At 69.3% G+C, this 16,438-nt stretch carries 16 protein-coding genes; 12 read left to right on the top strand and 4 right to left on the bottom strand.

The window, feature by feature from the left end:
• Positions 1-141: 141 nt before the first annotated feature.
• The gene (locus tag A3CU_RS0123215) at positions 142-444 is read right to left on the bottom strand and encodes an urease subunit gamma (protein WP_027944325.1); all 303 of its coding nucleotides are present in this window, start codon (positions 442-444) and stop codon (positions 142-144) included.
• A 271-nt stretch (positions 445-715) separates the two neighbouring features.
• Between A3CU_RS0123215 and A3CU_RS0123210 the strand changes: the two genes are divergently transcribed.
• The 8 genes from A3CU_RS0123210 (at position 716) to sepH (ending at position 8,982) form a co-directional block, all read left to right on the top strand.
• A complete protein-coding gene (locus tag A3CU_RS0123210) occupies positions 716-1,834 on the top strand; it encodes a citrate synthase 2 (RefSeq protein ID WP_027944324.1) in 1,119 nt (372 codons plus the stop codon).
• 255 nt (positions 1,835-2,089) lie between these two features.
• Entirely contained in the window at positions 2,090-2,926 is an 837-nt protein-coding gene (locus tag A3CU_RS0123205; protein ID WP_027944323.1) for an ABC transporter ATP-binding protein, read from the top strand.
• Positions 2,923-3,738, top strand: a complete 816-nt coding sequence (locus A3CU_RS0123200) for an ABC transporter permease (protein ID WP_027944322.1) — start codon at positions 2,923-2,925, stop codon at positions 3,736-3,738. The genes A3CU_RS0123205 and A3CU_RS0123200 overlap by 4 nt, the downstream gene beginning before the upstream one ends.
• Positions 3,702-4,874: a sensor histidine kinase gene (locus tag A3CU_RS0123195; RefSeq protein ID WP_245617280.1), complete on the top strand. Its 1,173-nt coding sequence runs from the start codon at positions 3,702-3,704 to the stop codon at positions 4,872-4,874. Before A3CU_RS0123200 ends, A3CU_RS0123195 begins: the two co-directional genes overlap by 37 nt.
• Complete coding sequence (locus tag A3CU_RS0123190) at positions 4,871-5,488, top strand: response regulator (RefSeq protein WP_027944320.1); 618 nt, start codon at positions 4,871-4,873, stop codon at positions 5,486-5,488. The genes A3CU_RS0123195 and A3CU_RS0123190 overlap by 4 nt, the downstream gene beginning before the upstream one ends.
• Positions 5,489-5,551: 63 nt before the next feature.
• Positions 5,552-6,910 (top strand): serine hydrolase domain-containing protein, encoded by a 1,359-nt coding sequence (locus tag A3CU_RS0123185; protein ID WP_027944319.1) that lies wholly within the window; start codon positions 5,552-5,554, stop codon positions 6,908-6,910.
• Positions 6,911-6,979: 69 nt separating this feature from the next.
• Positions 6,980-8,101, top strand: coding sequence for a phosphoserine transaminase (gene serC / locus A3CU_RS0123180; protein WP_027944318.1), 1,122 nt, complete (start codon positions 6,980-6,982; stop codon positions 8,099-8,101).
• A gap of 113 nt (positions 8,102-8,214) precedes the next feature.
• Positions 8,215-8,982, top strand: coding sequence for a septation protein SepH (gene sepH / locus A3CU_RS0123175; protein ID WP_027944317.1), 768 nt, complete (start codon positions 8,215-8,217; stop codon positions 8,980-8,982).
• Between the two features lie 213 nt (positions 8,983-9,195).
• Here sepH and A3CU_RS0123170 read toward each other — a convergent pair whose 3' ends face one another.
• Together A3CU_RS0123170 and A3CU_RS0123165 are read right to left on the bottom strand one after the other, a co-directional pair.
• Complete coding sequence (locus A3CU_RS0123170) at positions 9,196-9,816, bottom strand: DUF2537 domain-containing protein (RefSeq protein ID WP_027944316.1); 621 nt, start codon at positions 9,814-9,816, stop codon at positions 9,196-9,198.
• 29 nt (positions 9,817-9,845) lie between these two features.
• On the bottom strand, positions 9,846-10,637 hold the full coding sequence (locus A3CU_RS0123165) for a TrmH family RNA methyltransferase (protein ID WP_043842203.1): 792 nt from the start codon (positions 10,635-10,637) through the stop codon (positions 9,846-9,848).
• A 229-nt stretch (positions 10,638-10,866) separates the two neighbouring features.
• Here A3CU_RS0123165 and A3CU_RS0123160 point away from each other — a divergent pair, with 229 nt between their 5' ends.
• From A3CU_RS0123160 to A3CU_RS0123145, 4 genes are all read left to right on the top strand, one after another.
• A complete protein-coding gene (locus A3CU_RS0123160; protein WP_027944314.1) occupies positions 10,867-12,363 on the top strand; it encodes a glutamate-cysteine ligase family protein in 1,497 nt (498 codons plus the stop codon).
• Positions 12,364-12,495: 132 nt separating this feature from the next.
• Positions 12,496-13,116 (top strand): superoxide dismutase, encoded by a 621-nt coding sequence (locus tag A3CU_RS0123155; protein WP_027944313.1) that lies wholly within the window; start codon positions 12,496-12,498, stop codon positions 13,114-13,116.
• 109 nt (positions 13,117-13,225) lie between these two features.
• On the top strand, positions 13,226-14,014 hold the full coding sequence (locus tag A3CU_RS0123150; RefSeq protein WP_027944312.1) for an arylamine N-acetyltransferase family protein: 789 nt from the start codon (positions 13,226-13,228) through the stop codon (positions 14,012-14,014).
• 108 nt (positions 14,015-14,122) lie between these two features.
• Positions 14,123-15,088: a hypothetical protein gene (locus A3CU_RS0123145; RefSeq protein WP_027944311.1), complete on the top strand. Its 966-nt coding sequence runs from the start codon at positions 14,123-14,125 to the stop codon at positions 15,086-15,088.
• Here the strand turns inward: A3CU_RS0123145 and A3CU_RS46225 are convergent.
• A complete protein-coding gene (locus A3CU_RS46225; RefSeq protein WP_084143621.1) occupies positions 15,035-16,411 on the bottom strand; it encodes an MFS transporter in 1,377 nt (458 codons plus the stop codon). The two genes, A3CU_RS0123145 and A3CU_RS46225, sit on opposite strands and share 54 nt — an antisense overlap.
• Positions 16,412-16,438: the final 27 nt, after the last annotated feature.

Here is a 16,438-nt window from a genome sequence, read left to right as displayed (position 1 = left end):
GCCTGCCTCCCCGCCCACGTGACGGGGGTCTGGGGGTTGCCCCCCAGTCCGGGGTGTGGGGGCGGAGCCCCCACAAAACACTGTTGTGTGCTGTGTCACCAAGCATGCCCATCTTGCGTTTCGGATAACCCTCCTCATGGTTCAGGTGATGGGGTCATGCACGGTGACGAGCTTCGTGCCGTCCGGGAAGGTGGCCTCGACCTGCACCGCGTCGACCATCTCGGGCACCCCGTCGAGAACCTGGCCGCGGGAGAGCACGTCGCGCCCGCTGACCACCAGGTCGGTGACCGACCGCCCGTCGCGCGCGCCCTCGAGGACGTGGTCCGTGATGAGTGCGACGGCCTCCGGGTAGTTCAGCTTGACCCCGCGGTCCAGCCTCCGCCGGGCGACGTCGGCGGCGACGTGAACGAGCAATTTGTCGCGTTCCTGCGGGCTGAGGTGCATGGGCTAGGTCTAGCACCGCGAGCCGCCCACCGACGGCGATGAGACAGAGGATTTACGTCGATGTCCCACGGTGGGCTGAATCGTTCTCGTAATCGTGACCGAAACCACCATATCTTTCGCTTGTTACCGGCGCGTACGAGGAGCACCCTGTGGGCTAACCGTGCGATGGCGCGCGTCGGGCGCGTGTCACTCGCAGGTGGCTCGAGCAACTGTCGGGGAACGCGCATCGAAAGGTCTCCAAGTGACTACCTCAGCGCCTGTTGCTAACACCGTGTCGACCACGGAGGACGACGGTTTCCGGCCGGGTCTGGAAGGCGTGGTCGCGTTCCGCACCCAGATCGCCGAACCGGACCGCGACGGCGGCGCGCTCCGTTACCGCGGCGTGGACATCGAGGACCTGGCCGGAAAGGTCACCTTCGGTGACGTCTGGGGTCTGCTCGTCGACGGCCGGTTCGGCAACGGCCTGCCTCCCGCCGAACCGTTCCCGCTTCCGGTGCACACCGGCGACGTCCGGGTCGACGTGCAGGCGGCTCTGGCCATGCTCGCGCCGATCTGGGGCTACCGCCCACTGCTGGACGTCAGCGACGGACAGGCGCGCGACCAGCTCGCCCGTGCCTCGGTGATGGCACTGTCCTATGTGGCCCAATCGGCTCGCGGCATCGGCCTCCCGGCGGTGCCGCAGTCCCGGGTGGACCAGGCGGAGACCGTCACCGAACGGTTCCTGGTCCGCTGGCGCGGCGAGCCCGACCCGGCGCACGTCAAGGCCATCGACGCGTACTGGGTTTCGGCCGCGGAGCACGGCATGAACGCCTCCACCTTCACCGCCCGCGTGATCGCCTCCACCGGAGCCGACGTGGCCGCGGCGCTGTCGGGCGCGATCGGGGCCATGTCCGGCCCGCTGCACGGCGGCGCGCCCGCGCGGGTGCTGCCGATGATCGAAGAGGTCGAGCGCAGCGGTGACGCGGCGAAGCTCGTCAAGGGCATCCTGGACCGCAAGGAACGGCTGATGGGCTTCGGGCACCGGGTGTACCGGGCGGAGGACCCGCGAGCCCGGGTGCTGCGCCGGACCTGCAAGGAACTCGGCGCGCAGCGCTACGAGGTGGCCGCCGCGCTGGAGCAGGCGGCGCTGACAGAGCTGCGGGAGCGTCGCCCGGACCACGCCATCGAGACCAACGTGGAGTTCTGGGCGGCGGTGATCCTGGACTTCGCGGAGGTGCCGCCGCACATGATGCCCGCCATGTTCAGCTCCGCCCGCACCGCCGGCTGGGCCGCGCACATCCTGGAGCAGAAGCAGACCGGACGCCTGGTACGGCCCTCGGCCAACTACGTCGGCCCGGGCCCCCGCAAGCCGGAAGAGGTCGAGGGCTGGGACCTGGTCCACCGCCACTGACCCACCCCCGGCGTGTCCCCGCCCCAGGCACGCGAATTCCCGCCTCAGGCACGCGAATTCCCGGTTCAAGCACGCATGTCCCCGGTTCAGGCGCGCGAATTCCCGATACAGGAGCCGGAGATCTCCGTTCTCGGCACCGAAATCCGGCCTCGCGACGTGACCGCCCAGGACCGGTTTGTCCACCGTTCGGTGGACACCGGAATTCAGTGCCTCGGACGTCCCGGACGCACCAGGTGCACCGCCACGATATGAGGCATGACCTCAGCGGTACGAGTTCGCGGCCTGCGCAAGGAATATCCCGGCCAGGTCGCGGTGGACGGCATCGATCTCGACATCGAGCGCGGCGAGGTGTTCGCCCTGCTCGGTCCCAACGGCGCGGGCAAGACGACCACCGTCGAAATCCTGGAAGGGTACAGAAGGGCCACTGCGGGCCAGATCGAAGTGCTGGGCGAGGACCCGCGCACGGCGGGACGGGGCTGGCGCTCCCGCCTCGGCATAGTGCTGCAGACGGTGAACGACGCCGCACAGCTGACCGTCGCCGAAACCGTCCGGCATTTCGCGCGGTGCTACCCGAATCCGCGTGATCCGGACGAGGTGATCGAACAGGTCGAGCTCACCGAGAAGGCACGCGCCCGCGTGCGGTCCCTTTCCGGCGGACAACGCCGGCGCCTCGACGTCGCGCTCGGCATCGTCGGCCGGCCGGACCTGCTCTTCCTCGACGAGCCCACCACGGGTTTCGACCCGGAGGTGCGCCGCCGGTTCTGGGACCTGATCTCCGGCCTCGCCCACGGCGGCACCACGATCCTGCTGACCACGCACTACCTCGACGAGGCGGAGGTGCTCGCCGACCGGGTCGCGGTGCTGGCGGCCGGGCGCATCGTCGCCGAAGGCACCCCCGCCACCCTCGGCGACCGCGACCGCGCCGAGGCGCTCGTCCGCTGGCGCGACGACAACGGCTACCACGAGGAACGCACGCCGTTCCCGACGAAGTTCATCACCCAACTGGCCGGCGACCGCGAACTGGCCGAGCTCACCGTCACCCGCCCCAGCTTGGAAGACGTTTACCTGAACCTGATCGGAGAGGGCCGATGACCACCGCCACCGTGGCGCTACCCAGCACGTTCTCACTCGGTCTTGCCCGTGGCCGGGTGGAGCTGCGCCGGTTCTTCCGGCAGAAGGAAGCCGTCGTATTCACCTTCTCCATGCCGGCCTTCCTGCTGGTGCTGCTGGGCTCGATCTTCGACGGCACCCACGAGGGCACCGGCGTCAGCGCGGGCCAGTTGTTCGCGGCCGGCATGATCGGCTCGGGCATCGTGTCCACCTCGTTCGTGAACATGGGCACGGGTGTGGTGTTCGATCGCGAGGACGGCACGTTGAAGCGCCTGCGCGGCGCGCCGGTGCCGGCCGGCGCCTACTTCCTCGGCAAGATCATGCTGGTCGCGGTGGCCGGCCTCGCCGAAGTGGTGCTGTTGCTGGTGGTCGGCGCGCTGCTGTTCGGCCTGAAACTGCCCGCGACGCCCGAAAAGTGGCTGACGCTGGGCTGGATCTTCGTGCTGGCGGCGACCAGTTGCAGCCTGCTCGGCATCGCGGCCAGCGCGGTGGCGCGCTCGGCGACCGGCGCCGCCGCGCTGATGAACCTGCTCTACGTGGGTTTCCAGTTCATCTCGGGCGTGTTCGTCACACCCATCACGGTCCTGCCGGACGCTATGGTCGATTTCGCGTCGTTCTTCCCGGTCAAATGGATCTGCCAGGGCCTGCGCTCGGTGTTCCTGCCGGAGTCGATGGCCTCCTACGAACTGGCGGGAACATGGGAACTGGGCAAGGTGGCACTGGTACTCGGAGCGTGGTGTGTCGTCGGGGTGGTGCTGTGCCGGCTGACGTTCCGGTGGACGGACGACAGGTAGACGCCTGGCAGCGGTGGTTCTGGCTGTGGCGGTTGCTCTTCGCGGTCGACTATGTATTCGCGTCGTTGGCCGTGCTTACCGAGGACCAGTCGCTGGCTCTCCGGCTGACCAGTTTCGGCGCCCTGACCGCCCTCGCCATCGTGGTCGCCATCGTTCTCCCCCGGCCACTGGGAAACCGGGCGGCGCTGAGCTTTTCGGCGGCCGTGCTGGTGCTGATCACGGTGGCGATCTTCACCGACCCGTCCGCCTCGTTCGCGTTGTTCTCCGTTTGCCCCGCGGTGGCGATGAAGGTGCGGCAACCGGTGGCGTGGGTCGTCATGGCACTGTCGATCCTGCCGTCGCCAATGGCAGTGCTTATCCGCAGTGGTTTCGACGACGAGTTGCTGACCATGCTGCTGCCGATGACGGCGCTGTTGATCATCTTCGGCATCTGTGTGAGCATCTGGATCGACCGGGTGATCGTGCAGAGCACCGAGCGGGCACAACTGATCGAGCAACTCGATGCCAGCCGGGCCGAGCTGGCTCGGCTGTCCCACGAGGCCGGCATCTCGGCCGAGCGGGAGCGGCTGGCCCGCGAGATCCACGACACGCTCGCCCAGGGCTTCACCAGCATCGTGGCCCTGCTGCAGGCGATCGAGTCCGAATTGGACACAGACCTGCCGTCCGTTCGCCGCCATGTCGGCCTGGCGACCCGGACGGCACGGGAGAACCTCGCCGAGGCGCGGGCGATGGTCGCCGTGCTCCCACCGTCCGCGCTGACCGGCTCGCTGGCGGACGCACTCCGCCGGCAGGCCGAGCATTTGGCCGAGGAGACCGGGATCGAGGTGGACTGCCGTGTTCCCGACTCCCTTCCGCCGCTGCCCACCGCGACCGAGGTGGTCCTGCTGCGGGCCGCGCAGGAAGCAATCGCGAACGTGCGCAAGCACGCCAACGCCTCACACGTTTCCATGGAGGTGACCGTGGCCGATGACGTGGCACGCCTCGTCATTACCGATGACGGTGCCGGATTCGACCCGGACCGGCCCGCGCGGGGCTACGGGCTGGCCGGCATGCGGGACCGGGCCAGGCAGGTGGGCGGCGCGATGACCGTACGAACCGGGCCGGGCACGACCGTGACCGTGGAGGTGCCATTGTGATCGCGGTACTGCTCGTGGACGACCATCCGGTGGTTCGCGAGGGCCTGCGCGGGATGCTCGAAGCGGAGCCGGACCTGACCGTCGTGGGCGAAGCGTCCTCGGGCGAGGAGGCGGTCGCGGTGAGCCGGGCCGAGCGGCCCGACGTGATCCTGATGGACCTGCGGATGCCCGGCCTCGACGGGGTCGCGGCCACCAGGAAGATCCTCGCGGAGACACCGGAGCGGCGGGTGGTCGTGCTGACCACGTTCGAGACCGACGCCGACATCCTGCGTGCGGTGGAGGCGGGCGCGGCGGGCTACCTGCTCAAGGACGCCACCCGTGCCGAACTGTCCGGCGCGATCCGGGCGGCCGCGCGCGGTGAAACCGTGCTGTCGCCTTCGGTGGCCGGAAAACTGGTGCGCCAGGTGCGCAACCCGGCGCCCCAGCCGCTTTCCGCGCGGGAGATCGAGGTGCTCGGACTGGTCGCACAGGGCCACACGAACGCCGACATCGGCCGGAAGCTCTACATCAGCGAGGCCACCGTGAAGACGCACCTGCTGCGCATGTTCGGCAAGCTCGGCGTCTCCGACCGCACCGCCGCGGTGACCACCGCCATCTCCCGCGGCATCCTCTGATCCGCGGGCGACAGGGGATATATCCGGTCTCGGGTGCCGACGGCCTTCGGGCAAGATGTGGGCATGTTGCCCAGCACCGACACCGCCCTGCTGCGCCGGATCGCCACCGAGCAGTCCGCCAACCGCGTACCCTCGCTGGTCGCCGCCGTCGTGCGGGACGGCGAGCTGGTCTGGTCGGGCGCGCGGGGCTGGGTCACCGACGGCGAAGCCCCGGGCAGTGCTCCGGACAACGACACGCAGTACCGCCTCGGCTCGATCACCAAGTCTCTGGTCGCCGCGCTGGTCATGCGGCTGCGCGACGAGGGCCGGCTCCACCTCAACGACCCGCTCGACAAGCACCTCCCCGGCACCAGCTTCGGCTCGTCCACCATCGGCCAGTTGCTGTCGCACACCGGCGGCCTGACCGCCGAGTCGCCCGGTTCCTGGTGGGAGCGCAGCCCGGGCAGCGACTGGGCCGCGCTGGAGGCGAGCCTGACTCCGGAGACGATCAAGAACCGGCCGGGCAGCCGCTTCCACTACTCCAACGTCGGCTACGGCGTGCTCGGCGAGCTGGTCGCGCGGCACCGCGGCATGAGCTGGCTCGACGCGTTGCGTCACGAAGTCCTGACCCCGCTGGGCATGTCCCGGACCACGCCGCACCCCGAGGGCCGCCACGCCGAAGGCTGGGCGGTGCACCCGTTCGCCGACGTGCTGTTGCCCGAACCGGCGCCGGACGCCGGGGCGATGGCGCCCGCCGGGCAGCTGTGGTCCACGGTCAACGACCTCGCCCGGTGGACGTCGTTCGTCGGCGGGCACACCGGCGGGGTGCTGAACCCGGACACCGTGGCGGAGATGCGCGCGGTCGCGACCGTCGACGACGCCGATGCCTGGACCTCCGGCTACGGCCTCGGCCTGCAGGTCGTGCGGTACAACGGCAGGCGGCTGGCCGGCCACAGTGGTTCGATGCCCGGCTTCCTCGCCTGCACGCTCGTCGACGAGAACAGCGGCACCGGTGCGCTCGCGCTGGCCAACACCACGTCCGGCGCCGCGATCATGTCACTGACCATGGACCTGATCAGGATCGCCGACGAGCAGGAGCCGAAGCTGCCCGAACAGTGGCGCCCGGCCGAGGTGGACAAGGGCCTGCTCACGCTGACCGGGTTGTGGCACTGGGGTCCCACGCCCTACCACCTGCGGCTGATCCCCGGCGGGATGCTGGACCTGAGCCCGGTCGGCACCGGCCGCGCCTCCCGCTTCCGCCCAACCGGCGAGGACGAATGGGTCGGCCTCGACGGCTACTACGCCGGTGAGACGCTGCGGGTGGGTCGCGCCGCGGACGGCACACCCACCCACCTCGACCTGGCGACGTTCATCTTCACCCGCACCCCCTACGACCCGGGCGCCCCGATCCCCGGCGGGGTCGACGAGGCCGGCTGGCGTTGACCCGTCCTGCGATGTGGGATCCAGGCGACCGGAGGGCTCGCAGGTAAACGCGCCTGCAAGACTGGGAGCATGACCGAGCTGACCATCCCTGCTGAACTCAAGCCCTCTGACGGCCGCTTCGGCTGCGGGCCCTCGAAGGTCCGCGCGCAGCAGCTCGCCAACCTGGCCTCCGAGGGAGCGGCCTACCTGGGTACCTCCCACCGGCAGAAGCCGGTGAAGTCCCTGGTCGGCCGGGTGCGCGCGGGATTGTCCGAACTCTTCGGACTGCCGGCGGGCTATGAGGTCGTACTCGGCAACGGCGGCACCACCGCCTTCTGGGACGCCGCCGCGTTCGGCCTGGTCCGCGAACGGGCGCAGCACTTCACCTACGGCGAGTTCTCGTCCAAGTTCGCCGCGGTCACCAAGGGCGCCCCGTTCCTGGCCGACCCGATCGTGGTCAAGGCCGAGGCCGGCAGCGCCCCGGACATCACCTACGAAGCCGGCGCGGACCTCGTCGGCTGGGCGCACAACGAGACTTCGACCGGGGTGGCCGTGCCGGTGCGGCGGCCGGCCGGCAGCGACGGCGCGCTCGTCGCGATCGACGCGACCTCGGGCGCCGGTGGTCTGCCGGTCAAGGCCGAGGACTTCGACGTCTACTACTTCGCGCCGCAGAAGTCGTTCGCCGCGGACGGCGGGCTGTGGCTGGCGCTGATGTCCCCGGCGGCCATCGACCGGGTCGGCGAGATCGCCGCGAGCGGCCGGTGGATCCCGGAGTTCCTGTCGCTGTCCACCGCGCTCGACAACTCGCGCAAGGACCAGACCTACAACACCCCGGCGGTGGCGACCCTGTTCCTGCTGGCCGACCAGATCGAGTGGCTGCTCGGCAACGGCGGGCTGGACTGGGCGGTCGCCCGCACCAAGGACTCCTCGGACCGGCTCTACGAATGGGCGGAGGAGACCAGCTACACCACGCCGTTCGTGAAGGACCCGGCGCTGCGCTCGCAGGTCGTCGGCACCGTCGACTTCGTCGACGAGGTGGACGCCTCGGCGATCGCGAAGACCTTGCGCGCCAACGGGATCGTGGACGTCGAACCGTACCGGAAGCTGGGCCGCAACCAGTTGAGGATCGGCATGTTCCCGGCCATCGAGCCGGGCGACGTCACGGCTCTGATCAGCTGCATCGAGTGGGTCGTCGAGCGGCTGGGCAAGTAACGACGAGGCTTTCTCCGGGGCCGAACCAACTCATCGGGTGTCGGCGCGCCTCCCACGTCAAGCCGACGCGCCGTTCTACCGTGGGCCGACAGGAGTTGAGTCAGGAGGCGGGGATGCGAGCGCTGAGGGTTGTCGGGTTGCACGAGGACGGCAAGTCCATCGTGTGCGAAGACCCGGCGCGCGGCGAGCGTTTTCTCCTCCCGGCGGACGAAAGGCTGCGGGCGGCCGCGAGAGGAGACGTCACCCGGCTCGGTCAGATCGAAATCGAGACGGAGTGCCAGATGCGACCACGCGAGATTCAGGCCAGAATCCGGGCGGGCGAGTCGGTCGAGCAGTTGGCGGCCTCTGCCGGTATCCCGGTCCAGCGGGTGGAGCGGTTCTCCTACCCGGTGCTGCTGGAGCGTGCGCGCACGGCGGAACTGGCCCAGCAGGCGCACCCGGTTCGCGAGGACGGCCCGGACGTGCGCACGCTGGGCGAGGTCGTGGCGTACGCCTTCGGCGTGCGGGGGCAGGACTACTCCCGCGCGGAATGGGACTCCTGGCGTGGCGAGGACGGCAAGTGGGTCGTCGCGTTGCGCTGGCACGCGGGCCGGTCCGACAACAGGGCGCACTGGTCGTTCTCTCCCGGTGCGCACGGCGGCACGGTGACCGCGCTCGACGAGCACGCCGAGGACCTGCTCGACCCGCACCGCGCGCCGCTCACACTGCGCGCCGTCGATGCGGAGTCCCCCGACCAGCCCGGCCCGCCGACGCCCAGATCGGAGTCGGCCGGGTCCGGCTCGCGGGGTGCCAAGGAAGCCAAGCCCAAGGTCAAGAACGGCCACCCGGTGGTGCCCGCCTGGGAGGACGTGCTCCTGGGCGTCCGCTCCCGCCGCGGCTGAGTCCACTCGCGGCGCGGCCAACCCTGTTGTTCGGCGCGAGTCCCACCTTCCCAACGTGCGTGTCCCACATTCCCATCCTGCGAGTCCCACCTTCCCGACGTGCGTGTCCCACCTTCCCGGCGCGCGAGTCCCACCTTCCCGTCGACCGGAACGTGGAACTCACGCGACACGAGTGTGGGACACGCGCGACGGGAGTGTGGGACACGCGCGGGGTCAGAGGGCGATGGCGAGGACGCCGAACCAGGAGAGCACTATGCCGGCGGCCGCGCCGAGGGCGACCCAGCGGATGATCGGGAGCCGCCTGGCCAGCCACAACGATGGCGCCAGGCCCACCGTGACGATGAGCGCCGCGAGCAGCACCAGCCAGCCACTGACCTCCGCGGCCAGCGCCGCCGCCAGCGCGAGCATCGCGGTGATCACGACCACCGCGATGAACCCGGCGACGAGCAGTCCGGTGCCCCACGGCGTCGGCTGGCCGTCCGCCGCCGGCGCGCCGAAGAGCCGCCTCGCCAGTGTCGGCTCGGGCCGCCGGGGAGGCGGCGGCGCCACTATGAGTAACTCTTCGGTCACAGGATCAACGTAGTGCACCGCGCTCCCCATCGCCGCCGCCACACGCGCCGCCAGTTGCCGCCCGCGCTGGGAGACCACCGCGGCGGCCTGGCCCGGCTCTCCCATGTCCGGGACCCGGCGCACCGCGGCGGCGACCCGGGCCCACTCGTGCAGCGCGTCAGCAAGTTCCCCACCGAGCGCGAGGGTGTGCGGGTCGATCTCGCGCGTGTGCGCGCCACCATGCCCCTTCAGCACCGCGCGTTCCCCGCGGACTCTCAGCTCCACGCCTTCCTCCCGAATACGGCGTCGCCAATTTACCGCTCCGCGAGTTCGTAGAACGCGATGGCGGCGGCCGTCGCCACGTTGAGCGAGTCGACCCCCTCGGCCATCGGGATGCGCACGGCCAGGTCGGCCGCCGCGATCGCCTCGGCGGTCAGTCCCGGCCCCTCCGACCCGACCAGTACGGCGATCTTGCCGCCGTCGACCGAACTCAGCGGGATCGCGTCGGCCCGCGGGGTGAGCGCGGCGATGCGGAAGCCGTGCCGCCGCACGAGGTCCAGCCCCGCGGGCCACGGGTCGATCGACGCGAACGGCACCCGCAGCACGTTTCCCATGGACACGCGGACACTTCGCCGGTACAGGGGATCCGCGCAGCCCGCCCCGAGAAGCACCCCACCCACGCCGAGCGCGGCGGCGTTGCGGAACAGCGAGCCCAGGTTTTCGTGATCTCCCACGCCTTCCAGCACGGCGACGACCCGCGAGCGCGCCAGGATCTCGTCCACCTGCGGTTGCGGTGACCGATCGGCTACCGCCAGTACCCCGCGGTTCAGGTGAAAACCGACCACTTCGGCCATCATCTCGGCCGAGGTCACGTAGGCCGGCACGTCGGGCAGTTCTGGCGCCAGCTCACGAACCCGGCGTTCCACGCCCAGCACCGCCCGCACCGGATACGGCGAGGAAAGCAGCCGCCGTACCACCACCGTGCCCTCGGCGATGACCAGCCCGCGGCCGCCCGGGCGATCCGGCCGACGGTCCGCAGTGGACAGAGCACGGAAATCGTCGAGGCAAGGGTCGCCCGCGTCACGCGGGTAGATGAGAGAGGTCACAACGATCAGTGTCGCTCACGGGTTGATTGCCCCGTATGCCCTGGGTACCCAGGGCATACGGAGCTTGCCCCCAGTCAGGGCAGGCGCTCAGCGGACAACGCGGAAGGAGCAAAACTACAACAAGTTAGGTGCGGGTAGCGGAGAGCACCAGTTTGGCCGATGCCCCCGGATGGGCGAGTGTGTAAATCTTGTCCGCCGGGCCGTACCGCGGAAGTAGGGCGGAGATCTGATGAGCAAGGACCTCTCGGCGGAAAGCTCCCAGCCACGGGAACGGACGAGGTACCGCCGGAAGGTACAGCGTTGTCTGGACACGCTCGGCCGAATGCTCGCAGACGGCCATTTTTCCTTTCCTCGAAGACAAATCGGGCTCGAGGTGGAGCTCAACCTGGCCGACGAGAAGATGCGCCCGTCGATGTCGAACGCGATGGTGCTGAAGGCGCTGGGTAACCCGTTCTTCACCACGGAGTTGTCGCAGCACAATCTGGAACTGAACGTACCGCCGCGGCCACTGGCCGGCGACAGTTTGCTGCATTTGGAGCAGGATCTGCTGGCATACCTTGGCGAAGCCGGCGACAAGGCCGGCGAGTTCGGTGTCCAGCTCGCCATGATCGGCATCCTGCCGACGCTCGCGCCGAGCGACTTCGACCAGAAGTGGATCACCAACAACCCGCGCTACAACCTGCTCAACGACCGGATCCTGGCCGCCCGCGGGGAACGCACCGTCATTTCCCTGGACGGCGCCGCGCTGCCGGGATGCAAGCCGGAACGCCTGCGCGCCTACGCCGAATCGATCCTGCCCGAGGCCGCGTGCACCTCCATCCAACTGCACCTGCAACTGGCGCCGGAAGAATTCGCCGCGCACTGGAACGCCGCGCAGTGCCTGGCCGGGGTGCAGGTGGCCGTGGGCGCGAACTCGCCGTTCCTGCTGGGCAAGGCACTCTGGCACGAGACGCGCATCCCGTTGTTCCTGCAGGCCACCGACACCCGCCCGGTGGAGCTGAAGAACCAGGGCGTGCGCCCCCGGGTGTGGTTCGGCGAACGCTGGATCACCTCGATCTTCGACCTGTTCGAGGAAAACGTCCGGTACTTCCCCGGCCTGCTGTCCGAAACCGATGCCGAGGACCCGGTGGAGGCACTGGAATCGGGACAGGCGCCGAAACTTTCCGAACTGCGCCTGCACAACGGGACGGTGTGGCGGTGGAACCGTCCGGTCTACGACGTGGTGGACGGCGAACCGCACCTGCGCGTGGAGAACCGGGTGCTGCCGACCGGTCCGACCGTGGTGGACATGATGGCCAACGCCGCGCTGTTCTACGGCGCGCAGCGCGCACTCGCGGTTGCCGAGCGTCCATTGTGGACTCGAATGTCGTTCCAGGCCGCCGAGGAGAACCTGTACGCCGGGGCCCGCAACGGGTTCGACGCGCAGCTGTACTGGCCCGAGATCGGCTGGATCCCGCCGGACGAACTGGTGCTGCGCGTGCTGCTGCCATTGGCCCGTGACGGCTTGCGTGCCGCGGACGTCACCGAGGAAGTCATCGACCGTCACCTCGGCGTCATCGAGCGGCGCTGCGTCACCCGTCGCAACGGTGCCTGGTGGCAGCGGGAGACCGTCGCCCTCGCCCAGCGCCACGGCGCCGACCGGGACACCGCGCTGGCCGTGATGCTGTCCCGGTACCTCGAGCTGGCGCGAACCGAGCAACCGGTCCACACCTGGCCAATCGAGTGATAAGACTCACCTCGGTTTGACCTCTATCAAGGTCAAACTTGCATGCTTGCTTCGTGCGCCGGTTCGCTACGACATCCGGTTGCCGCTAGTTTTGGGCATACCACTGAACGTCCCACACCAGAAGGAGGGCTGATGGCCCGCTACGAGCTCCCTGAACTCGACTACGACTACGGCGCGCTCGCCCCGCACATCTCCGCTCAGATCAACGAACTGCACCACACCAAGCACCACGCGACCTACGTCAAGGGTGCGAACGACACTTTGGACAAGCTCGCCGAGGCCCGGGAGAAGGGCGACTTCGGCGGCATCGTCGGCCTGGAGACCACCCTGGCCTTCAACCTGGCCGGCCACGCCAACCACGTCGTGTGGTGGAAGATCCTTTCGCCGGAGGGCGGCGACCGTCCGACCGGCGAACTGGCCGCCGCGATCGACGAGGCGTTCGGGTCCTGGGACAAGTTCCAGGCGCAGTTCACCGCCGTGGCCACCACCATCCAGGGCAACGGCTGGGCGGCCCTGTCCTGGGACCCGGTGGGCAAGACGCTGATCACCCAGCAGTTGCGCGACCATCACAACAACCTCATCCTGCCGACCGTGCCGGTCCTGCTCGTGGACGTGTGGGAGCACGCGTTCTACCTGGACTACAAGAACGTCAAGGCGGACTACGTCAAGGCGCTCTGGAACGTCTACAACTGGGGTGAGATCGCCAGGCGGTTCGACAACGCCGTCTCTGGCGGTAACGGCATGCTCCTCTGAGCGAGCCGAGCCATCACAGGGCCTCTTCGGTGTGCGATGCGGCATGCCGAAGGGGCCTTCGTCATTCCTGGCTTGACCTCTAGTGCGGTCGAGATGGTGGAGTGGCGGTATGGACATCGACGCCTACCTGAGCCGCATCGACGCCGAGCGACCGGACGAACCCAGTCTCGAGGCGCTGCGTGAGCTGCACAGAAGCCATCTGGAGACGGTGCCGTTCGAGAACCTCAGCGTCCACCTGCCGGAGCGGATCGAGCTCACCGAGAAGGCGTTGTTCGACAAGATCGTGCGCCGGCGGCGGGGCGGCTTCTGCTACGAGCTCAACGGCGCGTTCGCCGCGCTCCTGCGCGCGCTCGGATTCGAGGTGACGCTGCTGTCCGCGCGGGTCTTCGCCAACGAAAATCCCGGCCCGCCGTTCGACCATCTCGCCCTGCGCGTCGACCTGGACGAGCCCTGGCTGGCCGACGTGGGCTTCGGGCGGCACGCGCGCTATCCGTTGCGGCTGAACGCGTGCGAGCCGCAACAGGACCCAGAGGGCGAGTTCCTCGTGCTGGACGCCCCGGACGGAGACGTGGACGTGCTGCACGACGGCAAGCCCGTCTACCGGGTGGAACGGCGGGCCCGCGAACTGGCCGACTTCGTGCCGGCCTGCTGGTGGCATGCCACCGCACCGGGCAAGACGTTCACCCGGAGCCTGACCTGTTCGCTGGCCACCGCGACGGGCCGGATCACCCTCTCCGGCGACCGCCTGATCGAAACCGTGGACGGCGAGCAGACCGAGCGGATCCTGGCTGGTGACGAGATCTTGACTGCTTACCGAACACATTTCGGGATCGAACTGAGTGAGGCCCCGGTGCTGGGTTCCTTCCCAGCACCGGGGCCTCATCCGTTCCCGATCTGACTGCCGCTCCCACCACGAAGCGGGCGAGATAAGGTTAGCCTACCCTGAATTTCGACCGCAAGTCGATCTTCCGTCAGGCCGCCACTTTCGCCGCTGTAACCTCCGGGCGTGAAGACGTCGACAGTGGGCGCGGTCGTCATCGGGGTGCTGTTGGCTTTCGCCTCCGTAGCCGCCGCCTCGGGCTACCTGTGGTCGCGAACCAGCAGCGCCGCACCTGCCACCACCTCCGCACGGCCGAGCACCGACGGCCAGGCGCTGCGGCCCGTCCCGATCCCGGCCGGCGAGCTGGTGACCGCGCTCCCGCCCGATTCCATCGGTCAGGTGCTGTGTCAGGCGCTGAGCCAGGACCGCTGGAATCTCGTTCTCGGCGGCGCCACGCTGCGCGAGGTCAGCGGAGACGGCTGCCACCTCGTCGCCGGCGCCCTCGATCTCAACCTGACCCTCGATCGCACGCCCGCCGCGCTGAACGGCGCGAAGGCGGTGAACATAGCCGGGCACCCGGGCGAGGTCGAGTTCCCCGAGCCCCGAACGAACGCGCGGCTCAACGTCCACCTGGTGACGGCCCCGGCGACCGAACAGATCCGGCCCTACCTCCGGATCGGGGTCAGCCACACCACGCCCGGCGTGCCCCTGGACGAACTGATCGTCACGGTGGCGCGCGAGGTGGTGGCCGCGACGATGACGGATGGGCCGGCTCTGCCGAAGGTGGGTCCGGGCCGCGCGATCCCGCCCAAGCAGGTCGAGCCGATCGCGGATCACGGCATCGTCGACGCGCCATGGCCGATGATCTCGTGGCAGTTGTGCACCGCGCTCGTGGCCGAGCTCGGCGGAACCGGCAAGCCCGAGTTCGACGGCCGCTGCACGGTGCGCGGAATCCAGGCCGCCTACACCGACCTCGTTTCGCCCCGCCGCTACCCCGACCTGATCGCCGGGCAGCCGGCACTGATCACCGACGACCTGGTCGCGGTCAAGCTCACCGGTGACTCGGCGCAGGAGCTGACCTTCACCGGAAGCGGCCGGTCACTCGAGGCGATCGCCGAGCACGTACTGCCGGCCCTTCTTGGGCGCTCCTGACTTCATCGCGGCCCTCGCGGCCAATCGGCCCGTGCGGCGCGAACCGCCGGGCAACAGGACGCGAAACCCCGTGACGGGACGGGCACGCGGTACCGGCTGAGGGCTTGGGCCCAAATCCGGCTGTATGCCACTGCGGCGGGCCAGGATGACGGCACCGGCGACGGCGGCGGCCACGGAGATCACCCCGCCGATCCAGAACGGCGACCGGCCGCCGAAGGTGCTGGCCATCCAGCCGACCATCGGCCCGCCGACCGGGTTACCGCCGATCATCACCAGCACGTAGATGCCCATCACACGTCCGCGCATCTCCGGGCTGACCGAGGTCTGGACCAGAGTGTTCGCGGTGTTGAGGAACGTGATGGTGGCGAACCCCAGCGGGATCAGGGCAAGACCGAACACCAGGTAGGTCGGCATGAAGCCGGCGACCACCTCGATCGCACCGAGACCGAACGCCGAGCCCACCAGAAGTTCCACTCGCGGGCGGCCGCGCGCGCCGCGCCGGGCGGCCATGAGGGAACCGGTGAAGCTGCCCACGGCGAGCAACGTGGAGAGCAGGCCGTAGCCGTCGGCCTGCGTGCCGAACACGTTCCCGGCGACGATGGCCAGCGAGGTGAAGAAGGTGATTCCGAACGTGCTGACGAAGAACATCAGCGTCATGACGGCCATCAGGTCGGCACGGCCCCGGACGTAGGTGAGCCCTTCCCGCAACTGGCCCTTGGCGCGCTCGACGGCCGGTGAACGCAACAGCTGGTCCGGGTTCATCAGCAACAGCCCGGCGATCACCGCCAGCGTGCTCACCGCGTTGGCCAGGAACATCCACCCGGTGCCCAGCCAGGTGATCGCGAACCCGGCGATCGCCGGGCCGACGATCCGGGCCAGGTTGAACACCGACGAGTTGAGCGCCACCGCCGCCGGAATCTGCTTCGGCCCCACCATTTCCGCCACGAAGGCCTGACGCGCGGGCACGTCCAGCGCGCTCAACGCGCCGAGCACGAGGCACAGTAGGTACACCTGCCACAGCGTCACCACGCCGCTCACGTCCAGCAGGCCGAGAACCAGCGCCTGGGTGGCCATCCCACTCTGGATCATCACGCACAGCCGCCGCTTGTCCACGCGGTCGGCGAGCACCCCGGCCCACAGCGAAAGCACCAGCGTCGGCAGGAACTGCAACGCCACCGCGATACCCAGTGCGAGCGGGTCGTTGCCGGAAAGCCGGAACACCAGCCAGTCCTGCGCGATCCGCTGCATCCAGGTGCCGATGTTGGAGATCACCTGGCCGGAGAAGAAAAGCCGGTAGTTGCGCACCCGCAGGGAAGAGAACATGCCCGGCGGGCGGGAAGATGGTGGTGG

Source organism: Amycolatopsis taiwanensis DSM 45107, from assembly GCF_000519205.1.
GTDB lineage: Bacteria > Actinomycetota > Actinomycetes > Mycobacteriales > Pseudonocardiaceae > Amycolatopsis_E > Amycolatopsis_E taiwanensis.
The sequence above is the reverse complement of the archived record's forward strand: the minus strand, read 5'-3'. Positions and strand labels throughout refer to the sequence as shown.

What these genes read in the sequence shown, in the direction of transcription:
- A3CU_RS0123215 (WP_027944325.1), bottom strand. Translation starts at nt 444, where the DNA reads ATGCACCTCAGCCCGCAGGAACGCGACAAATTGCTCGTTCACGTCGCC.
- A3CU_RS0123205 (WP_027944323.1), top strand. Translation starts at nt 2,090, where the DNA reads ATGACCTCAGCGGTACGAGTTCGCGGCCTGCGCAAGGAATATCCCGGC.
- A3CU_RS0123200 (WP_027944322.1), top strand. Translation starts at nt 2,923, where the DNA reads ATGACCACCGCCACCGTGGCGCTACCCAGCACGTTCTCACTCGGTCTT.
- A3CU_RS0123185 (WP_027944319.1), top strand. Translation starts at nt 5,552, where the DNA reads ATGTTGCCCAGCACCGACACCGCCCTGCTGCGCCGGATCGCCACCGAG.
- serC (WP_027944318.1), top strand. Translation starts at nt 6,980, where the DNA reads ATGACCGAGCTGACCATCCCTGCTGAACTCAAGCCCTCTGACGGCCGC.
- sepH (WP_027944317.1), top strand. Translation starts at nt 8,215, where the DNA reads ATGCGAGCGCTGAGGGTTGTCGGGTTGCACGAGGACGGCAAGTCCATC.
- A3CU_RS0123160 (WP_027944314.1), top strand. Translation starts at nt 10,867, where the DNA reads ATGAGCAAGGACCTCTCGGCGGAAAGCTCCCAGCCACGGGAACGGACG.
- A3CU_RS0123155 (WP_027944313.1), top strand. Translation starts at nt 12,496, where the DNA reads ATGGCCCGCTACGAGCTCCCTGAACTCGACTACGACTACGGCGCGCTC.
- A3CU_RS0123150 (WP_027944312.1), top strand. Translation starts at nt 13,226, where the DNA reads ATGGACATCGACGCCTACCTGAGCCGCATCGACGCCGAGCGACCGGAC.
- A3CU_RS46225 (WP_084143621.1), bottom strand. Translation starts at nt 16,411, where the DNA reads ATGTTCTCTTCCCTGCGGGTGCGCAACTACCGGCTTTTCTTCTCCGGC.